General features: G+C 38.2%; 8 protein-coding genes. 6 read left to right on the top strand and 2 right to left on the bottom strand.

Annotated features, from left to right (window positions below):
• Nucleotides 1–76 (bottom strand): IS630 transposase-related protein (locus tag QM911_RS09595; RefSeq protein ID WP_414313851.1); only part of this gene is annotated, 76 nt, incomplete at its 3' end.
• A gap of 171 nt (nucleotides 77–247) precedes the next feature.
• Here QM911_RS09595 and QM911_RS09590 point away from each other — a divergent pair.
• From QM911_RS09590 to QM911_RS09580, 3 genes are all read left to right on the top strand, one after another.
• Nucleotides 248–1156 (top strand): LysR family transcriptional regulator, encoded by a 909-nt coding sequence (locus tag QM911_RS09590; RefSeq protein WP_036756668.1) that lies wholly within the window; start codon nucleotides 248–250, stop codon nucleotides 1154–1156.
• 28 nt (nucleotides 1157–1184) lie between these two features.
• Complete coding sequence (queA, locus tag QM911_RS09585) at nucleotides 1185–2222, top strand: tRNA preQ1(34) S-adenosylmethionine ribosyltransferase-isomerase QueA (protein WP_414313850.1); 1038 nt, start codon at nucleotides 1185–1187, stop codon at nucleotides 2220–2222.
• Nucleotides 2223–2441: 219 nt separating this feature from the next.
• Entirely contained in the window at nucleotides 2442–2990 is a 549-nt protein-coding gene (locus QM911_RS09580; protein ID WP_004250743.1) for a DUF6287 domain-containing protein, read from the top strand.
• 183 nt (nucleotides 2991–3173) lie between these two features.
• Here the strand turns inward: QM911_RS09580 and QM911_RS09575 are convergent, their stop codons facing one another.
• A complete protein-coding gene (locus QM911_RS09575) occupies nucleotides 3174–3707 on the bottom strand; it encodes a hypothetical protein (RefSeq protein WP_006153113.1) in 534 nt (177 codons plus the stop codon).
• 238 nt (nucleotides 3708–3945) lie between these two features.
• Here QM911_RS09575 and QM911_RS09570 point away from each other — a divergent pair, with 238 nt between their 5' ends.
• The 3 genes from QM911_RS09570 to QM911_RS09560 all read left to right on the top strand — a co-directional run bounded on the left by QM911_RS09570 (nucleotide 3946) and on the right by QM911_RS09560 (nucleotide 7639).
• Complete coding sequence (locus QM911_RS09570) at nucleotides 3946–4605, top strand: hypothetical protein (protein ID WP_004250746.1); 660 nt, start codon at nucleotides 3946–3948, stop codon at nucleotides 4603–4605.
• A 646-nt stretch (nucleotides 4606–5251) separates the two neighbouring features.
• Nucleotides 5252–6541, top strand: coding sequence for a DUF308 domain-containing protein (locus tag QM911_RS09565; protein WP_225749988.1), 1290 nt, complete (start codon nucleotides 5252–5254; stop codon nucleotides 6539–6541).
• Nucleotides 6542–6550: 9 nt separating this feature from the next.
• Nucleotides 6551–7639 carry an AI-2E family transporter gene (locus QM911_RS09560; RefSeq protein WP_414313849.1) on the top strand — a complete coding sequence of 363 codons (1089 nt, stop codon included), beginning with the start codon at nucleotides 6551–6553 and terminating at the stop codon, nucleotides 7637–7639.
• Nucleotides 7640–8406: the final 767 nt, after the last annotated feature.

The following is an 8406-nucleotide window of genomic DNA, read 5'->3' as shown; positions in this document are numbered from 1 at the left end:
GTGATGCTTCTGTTATACTGCCTGTTCGCTCACAATAAGTGAGAACTTTTTTACGAAAATCTAATGAATATGCCATAAGAAGATTATACCACATTATGTACTATTTTGGGTTCAATTGACTATAAAATTGAGTTTTTGCCCAGCCTCTTTTTAGTCATGAAAAGGTTATATCTGAAGTCTAGTCTAGCTAGTACTCTTTCAGTGACTAGTTCTTTTTATATTGCCTCAAGTATGGTACAATAAAAACATGAGAATTCAACAATTACACTATATTATCAAAATTGTAGAGACTGGTTCGATGAATGAGGCTGCCAAGCAACTTTTCATTACACAACCGAGTCTATCAAATGCCGTTCGTGACCTAGAAAATGAGATGGGAATTGAGATTTTTATCCGAAATCCTAAGGGAATTACCCTTACACGTGATGGGATGGAGTTTCTATCCTATGCCCGTCAGGTTGTTGAGCAAACGCAACTTCTAGAAGAACGTTATAAGAATCCAATCGCTCATCGCGAGCTTTTTAGTGTGTCTTCGCAGCACTATGCCTTCGTAGTCAATGCTTTTGTTTCCTTGCTCAAGAAAAGCGATATGGAAAAGTACGAGCTTTTTTTGCGTGAAACCAGAACTTGGGAGATTATCGATGATGTCAAGAACTTCCGAAGTGAAGTGGGAGTTCTCTTTTTAAATAGCTATAACCGGGACGTTCTTTCAAAGATGTTAGACGACAACCATCTAGTTGCCCACCATCTCTTTACAGCCCAACCCCATATCTTTGTCAGCAAGACCAACCCTCTTGCTAAGAGAGACAAGGTGCGATTGGTAGATCTAGAAGACTTCCCATACTTGAGCTATGACCAAGGTACCCATAATTCCTTCTATTTCTCAGAGGAGATTTTGTCTCAGGAACACCACAAGAAATCCATCGTTGTTAGTGACCGTGCGACTTTGTTCAATCTCTTGATTGGTTTGGACGGCTATACCATCGCAACTGGTATCCTTAATAGTAACCTCAATGGAGACAATATCGTTTCGATTCCACTTGATATTGATGATCCTATTGAACTGGTTTATATCCAGCATGAGAAAACTAGCTTGTCTAAGATGGGTGAACGCTTCATCGAGTACCTACTTGAAGAAGTTCGCTTTGATAAGTAATTTGAATAAATGAGAAGAGAAAAGAAGAATGACGACATTAAATACAAATGATTTTGATTTTCACTTGCCGGAGGAATTGATTGCTCAGACTCCTTTGGAAAAGCGCGATGCCTCTAAACTCTTGATGGTCAATCGCCAAACTGGAGAATTTCAAGATCGCCACTTTCACTCTATTATTGAGATGCTAGAGCCAGGTGATGCCCTGGTGATGAATGATACCCGTGTCTTGCCAGCTCGACTTCATGGTCAAAAAGAAGAAACAGGGGGCCACGTTGAACTCTTACTCTTGAAAAATACAGCAGGAGACGAATGGGAAGTGTTGGCAAAACCAGCCAAACGTCTCAAGGTTGGTGCCCGAGTTGTTTTTGGAGATGGCCGACTAAGCGCGGTTGTGACTGAGGAATTGACCCATGGTGGCCGTATTGTCCGTTTTGAGTATGAAGGAATTTTCCTAGAAGTACTTGAAAGTCTTGGAGAAATGCCGCTACCTCCTTATATTCACGAAAAATTGGATGACCGCGAACGTTACCAGACAGTCTATGCCAAGGAGAGTGGCTCAGCTGCTGCCCCAACTGCAGGCCTACATTTTACCAAGGAATTACTGGAAGAAATCCAGCAAAAAGGTGTTCACCTAGTCTACCTGACCTTGCATGTTGGACTTGGGACCTTTAGGCCTGTTTCAGTAGATAATTTGGATGAACACGAGATGCACTCTGAGTTTTACCAATTGTCTGAGGAAGCCGCAGCGACCTTGCGTCAGGTCAAGGAAAATGGTGGTCGCGTGATTGCTGTGGGGACAACCTCTATCCGTACGCTAGAGACTATTGGAAGCAAGTTTGACGGGCAAATCCAAGCCGACTCTGGCTGGACCAATATCTTTATCAAGCCAGGTTATGACTGGAAGGTTGTGGATGCTTTTTCTACTAATTTCCACTTGCCTAAGTCAACACTGGTCATGCTCGTTTCAGCCTTTGCAGGATGTGAATTGGTCCTCGAAGCCTACCAGCATGCTATTGACCAAAAATATCGTTTCTTTAGCTTTGGCGATGCCATGTTTATCTATTAAAGCTATTGAAAAATCAAAGAAGATATAAAGAGAGACTGATTCATTCTTGGATCAGTTTTTTGCTTGATCTTACACAAAGTTACCAAAATAGCTATTGAATTATATGGAAATAAATGATACACTGAAAACTACAGGTTAGCCGTCAAAAATATATGTAATTTCGGACTAGCCATTTTAGATTCAGACTAAACTGGGTCACCATTTCAAAAGGAGATTTTTATGAAAAACAAAACATTGCGTTACACTAGTCTTTCAGCTCTTGCTTTGCTGGCGGTCTTAACATTAGCTGCTTGTGGAGGAAATACTGAAAAAACTACAGCATCTTCAAGCAAAGAGGCTTCTTCTAAAGTAACTAAGGAGTCATCAAGTAAAACAGAAGCTAGTCAAAAAGAGGAGCAGAAGTCTGAGACAAGTTCTTCAAGCGCTACAGGTAGTCAAACTGAGACAAAGGCGGAAAATCAAAAAGATTATTCTAAATTCCTTGGAACTTGGGAGAATTATGCTGGAACAACTGCTACAGTCACAGCGGATGGAATCGTGACCATTCAAAGCTCAAAAGGCACCTTTAAATATGAGATGGACAAAGTAGAGGAGAAGGACGGTTACTATTTGACAGGAATTCATCTTGTTGGTGGTGGAGAAGGAGCACGCCTCATCTTTACCCCAGCAGGCGTAGCAAATGAATTAACTGGTACGGATGGTAGCCAAGACGTCTTGGCAATCGGCCAATCACCAAGCGACAAAGATAGTCATTTTTACCGTAATTAAGAATACCAGTAAGAAGTAAGGGTGTAGAAACGCTCTTACTTTTTTAATAGTTTTCGAAGCATAAAATTTTAAGCATTCAAATTTACACGACGTTTAAGTTGGACGATAAACCTGCCCACTTTGAAGCGCAAGTACTAAATCGCTAACAACACAAAAGCCCTGATGTAGGGCTTTTTTTACTTGCTAGTATAAGAAATCAATGCCGTAGTTTTCTTTTAGATAGGTTGCCAACTCGGCTTTTTCTTCCTCTCTAAATCGACAGAGGCTAAGAGCGAGTCGCAATATCAGGGCACTTGTATTGATGATAACATTTGACTTAGAAATATCTTCTAGCTGGGTGACCTCTCTCAGATCAAAATCTAAATAGTAAGCTTTGCTGTTGGTATGGTCAGGGTCACTGACATCCACTTCAACATAAGATGCTCGCAACAATTCTTCTTTTGGGATGAAAATTTCCTTGGAAAAGAAGAGCCCAGGATAGACATAAATACCTTCCAAGGTGAACTCAAAGGAGAGTCTGCGACTAGAAAGTCTTTTGATGCCTGCAATCGTTGCATAGATAGCAGTGAAAAAGAGGATGGTTGGTACCACAGTGAGAAGACTGAGCTGAGAAAAGTCGATCAATCCATGCGCGAGAAAAAAGAAAAATTGAAAGAATATACCTACCGCAAAAACTAGATAGCCGACACCGACAAATTTTGAATAATAGATTTTCATAGAAACCTCCAGATATAGAATTGAACTCTCCAACGCTTTTTCAGTAGAAGTCGTAAAGATCATGCAGAGTTAAAATTTTAGGTATTCCCATCATATCCTATGGAGCGAAGTTCTGTCAACCTTTTAGCAAGATGTGGCTCTTAGCTATCTTATGACCTAGCAAGTTGGTTTATGGTATACTAGGATAATAAAATTCCAAAATTTGAAGACTTGTTTTCATAAATAGAAAGAGGTCAATATGTTTTTTCTCGGACGCCGTCGTGTCTTTATCGGCGAATGCAATGGTCAGGCTGTTTATTATGACCAAAAGACAGGAGAGGCTTTAGCTGCTCCAAAGAGTAAGTTGCTCAATACTGAAAAAGCTGGTGAAACGAATTCTTTTATTCCTGAATTGGTAATTCTCTTACTAGTAGGTGGACCTGCAATTTCGGGCTTCTTTTCCCTCAAGTTTATTGGTGTCTATAACTGGTTCAGTCTAGCCTGTATTCTTCTATTTTGGTTGATGCAGTTTTCCTTGTTGGTTGCTATACTTGAACGAGCACTTTATAAAAATGTTCGAAAGGCCCAGCCAACGACAGAGAAAGTCTTTTTCTTTGCAGCATCTCATAATTTGTTTGTAAAAAACCAGTTTGATCCTAGACAACTGTCTGCTTTACCTTATCGATTTGCCCGCTTTGTAGTAAATATAGTGTCTATCTATTACTTTTTGTATTTCTTGATTCTTCCTCTAAAATTTGGCCAACCGATTGGTGATGAAGGCTATGGTTTGTGGTTTGCTGGCTTGTTATTCTTTTCAGTATTTCTTTTGTATAACCAAAACAATCCAGTTCGCTTTGTGAAGATTATGAGATTATACAGCCAAGGAAAAGTACGATTTAAGGAAGAAGTGGAACATTGAGAAACTATCTTGGGATTCTGCTAAATATCTAGAGAAAATCTTTTAGAAAAACAAAAAAGCCTTGTAAATCAAGGCTTTTTCCTGTTGTTTAGATGCCCCCTGCAGGCTCTTTGAAAGAAACTTAGAAAAATCTAAAATGAAATTATTTCAAAATGGGGTAAAAGCAAAATTTCCCTCCCTACTTTCTCAATTATTCCTAATTTTAGTTCCAAAAAGCTTCAATTCATAATCTAATTATAATATGGGTAATGGGTACTATCTTATTACATTCAGATTTTTGTTCTCTTCAAAGAGTTATGTAGGCTTTATGGTTTTAAATAGGTAAAAAGTTGAATTATAGTGAGTATTGTGTCACAATAGGTAATATATAAATAATTAATGGAATGGATATAATTCTTTCCTACCTTTACAAGAAGGATTGGTTGCACCTTTTTTATCTAGCAATTATGGTTAGCTTTCAAGTTTAGCTAGTTTTTAAAAGCTCTGATTTCGACTCAATAAAACAAATTTCAGAAGTGCAAAAGACAAGATGGTGACATTGCTACAGTCAGTCGCCATGTCTTGCTGGCACAGGCTGTTTGTGCCGTCAGCTATTTACCAGTCAATTTGATCAAAGGGCTTAATTATTATTTTTGAAAGGTCTTTTATGGAAAAAATTCTTTCTTTAGGTCTGACAGGTAAGAAATTACTTGTTCAGGGTTTCTTGTTTGTTCTGCTAGGTCTTATCTTGATGGTCACGGGAACTTGGTTGCCAGTGACGGTTATTCGACTGGTTCTGTTTTTAGCTTGGATAGCAACGGTCTTAGATTTAGTATTACGTATTTTCAAAAAAAGTCAGTCAACGGACACCTTGGGAGTTGCACTGGTTAAATTGTTAGTGATGGGATATTTGCTAGGCTCGAATCTTGCTACTGATGTGCCAATTTATATTTTGGCTCTTGTGATTGGAATTTCTCAGATTTTTCATGCTAGTATCAACCTTGTCACCTATGTTCTCTACCGCAAAAACAAAATTCGACCTCGTTTTCGTTTCTTACTAGATGGTCTCGTACTAGTTTTTCTTGGTGGGACTAGTCTTTTGTCCTCTACGGGAAATTCTGTCTTTCAACTCTTTGTTTTAGGGGCTTATTTTTGCCTTTATGGTGTGTCCAATATCCGTGACGGTTTCTTATTTGAAAAGGAAATTGGGAAAAACCATCTCAAACGTCGTGTCAGAATGAGCTTACCTATTGCCCTAGCCGCTCTCATCCCTGCAAGTACTTTAGCAAAAATCAATAAATTCATGCAGGAAAATGCTGATGAGGAAGAGGAAATCTATCTTGGAATGGTGAAGTTTGGTAAGACAGCAGATCTTGAAATTTTCGTTCATACAGCGGAGACTTCTCTATTTTCAGCTATTGGTCATGTGGACCTTTGTTATCAAGGACGTGTGATTTCTTATGGAAACTATGATCCGTCATCTGAGACCTTATTTGGTATGGTTGGAGATGGTGTTTTATATTTTTGCGACCGTGATAAGTACATTGACTTATGTAAACGGGAGAGTCAAAAAACGCTATTTGGTTACGGAATAGATTTGACACCGGAAATGGAAGAAGCGGTTCAGGAAAAATTAGCTGAATTAAAACAACTAACGATTCCTTGGGAGCCAAGCGCAGATAAAATTAAAACGGAAGATGGTAAGGAAGACTACACCTACGCTTATAAAATCAGACATGAGACGGATGGGGAACTTTATAAATTTATCAAATCTAAGTTTAAATCCTACTTTGTCTTGTCCACAAACTGTGTGCTCTTGGCTGATACCATAGTCGGTCAAGCTGGAACAGATATCCTCTCACCAAAAGGATTTATCGCACCAGGAACTTATCAAGCCTACCTTGACCGAGAGTTTGAAAAACCAAATAGTATAGTCGTATCTAAACATGTTTATTAAGGAGAATTTATGAAGTTAGTTAGAAAATACACCCCGTTAATCCTTTTTATAGGGCTGGTTGCTCTTGTGATTCTGAATGCGTCGAGCTTTATATCAGGAGCAATCTCTTTCTTTGACGTGACTTCAACCTTGATTTATGGCGCTGTTATTGCTTTTGTGCTCAATGTTCCCATGAAAAAAATTGAACAATTGCTAGTCAAAATGAAGGTAAAGGCAGAGTTGCGTCGTCCGATTGCCATGGTACTTGTTTTCCTAGCTCTTATCTTAATCGTGATAGGTCTTTTGGTTTTGGTGCTACCAACCCTAGCTCAGACTATTAGTCAGCTGGGAACAGTCCTTTCAACAGTCCTGACTCAACTTGGGAAATTGCTAGACGGCTCGGAATTTGTAACCAAAGACATGTTGTCAACTATTGTATCAGGCATACAGGGACAGTCTAGTTCTATTAGCCAAGCCTTGATAGGTTTCTTATCGGGTCTGACTAGTAATATCGGCAATATTTTTTCAAGTTTGATGAATGCCTTTTTGATTATAGTCTTCACCTTTTCATTTTTATCCAGTAAGGAACATTTGGCAGCGATGACGAGCCGACTTCTGAAAGTCTTACTTTCAGAGAAGGTAGTGACAAAGTTGGCTTACATCGGACAAATAGGACTAGAAACTTATGATCAGTTTTTGATGAGTCAGCTAATTGAAGCAGTCATCATAGGAGTTATGGTAGCGGTTGGCTATAGCCTATTTGGACTACCCTATGGGGTAATGACAGGTATCTTTGCAGGAGTGCTATCGTTCATTCCTTATGTAGGGCCTATGATTGCTTGTGTTGTGGGAGCGATTTTTATCTTCACAGTGAGTCCTACTCAAGCCTTACTTTCTCTTCTTCTATATCAAGTTATACAGCTGATTGAAGGAAACCTTATTTATCCAAAAGTTGTAGGTCAGTCTATTGGTTTACCAGCCCTTTTCACGCTTGCAGCAGCTAGTATTGGAGGAAATCTATTTGGCTTACTTGGAATGATATTCTTTACACCCATATTTGCTGTTATCTATCGATTGGTTAAAGAATTTGTCGTTGCAAAGGAAAATCAGGTAGATTGAGAAAGACTGAATTTAATAAGATATACTAAGAAGAGAGTGAAAGATTCTCTTCTCTTTTATTTCTAAATGACTTGCTCTTGTTCTGTTGCGAAAATTTATGAATTCATAATAGCCCATTTTAATCTCTATGCGGATTGGCCATGTAATATGGGCACAAATTAGTATAGTTTAGTTAATTATAGACTAGCTCTGTACTGTAAAAAACAGTTGGTCTTATCAAATATTGCTAGCAATTGATTGAGAATAAATGATAAGTTTGATAAGGTTGGAAAACCTTTATAATGATTTGCTACAAAAAGTTATTTGACATCAAAAAAGCCTTGAAATCAAGGCTTTTTCCTGTTGATTTAGATGCCCCCTACATGAATTTGTAAGAACTTTTCATATTGAAAATAAACAAAAGTGTTGAAATATAGCTGATTTTAGGGAAATACTTTTAGGTGTTTTCACTGTCAGGCTTTAAAAACGTGGCAAAAGTGGGGCAAAAACGAATGACTCACATTTGGTTTGAAAATCTATAATACCTAATGATTATGCCATACTAGATATATAGTGTTGTTATAAATAAATGTCAGTGCGAGTTCAAATCGGAGGATAAAATGGAAAAACAAATTAATGAAAAAAAAGCCTTGGAAAACCACAATGTCATTAAGTTAAGAAATTCAAATACAATTCTGTATTTGGGTTTCTTTTTTTATGTGCTAAACTGATAGTTAAGGAGGTACTTCCCATGATAAAACAGATAAAAGCCCACTTGAATAAGAGTA

This window comes from Streptococcus infantis, assembly GCF_047460825.1.
Taxonomy (GTDB): Bacteria; Bacillota; Bacilli; order Lactobacillales; family Streptococcaceae; genus Streptococcus; species Streptococcus infantis_V.
The sequence above is the reverse complement of the archived record's forward strand: the minus strand, read 5'-3'. Positions and strand labels throughout refer to the sequence as shown.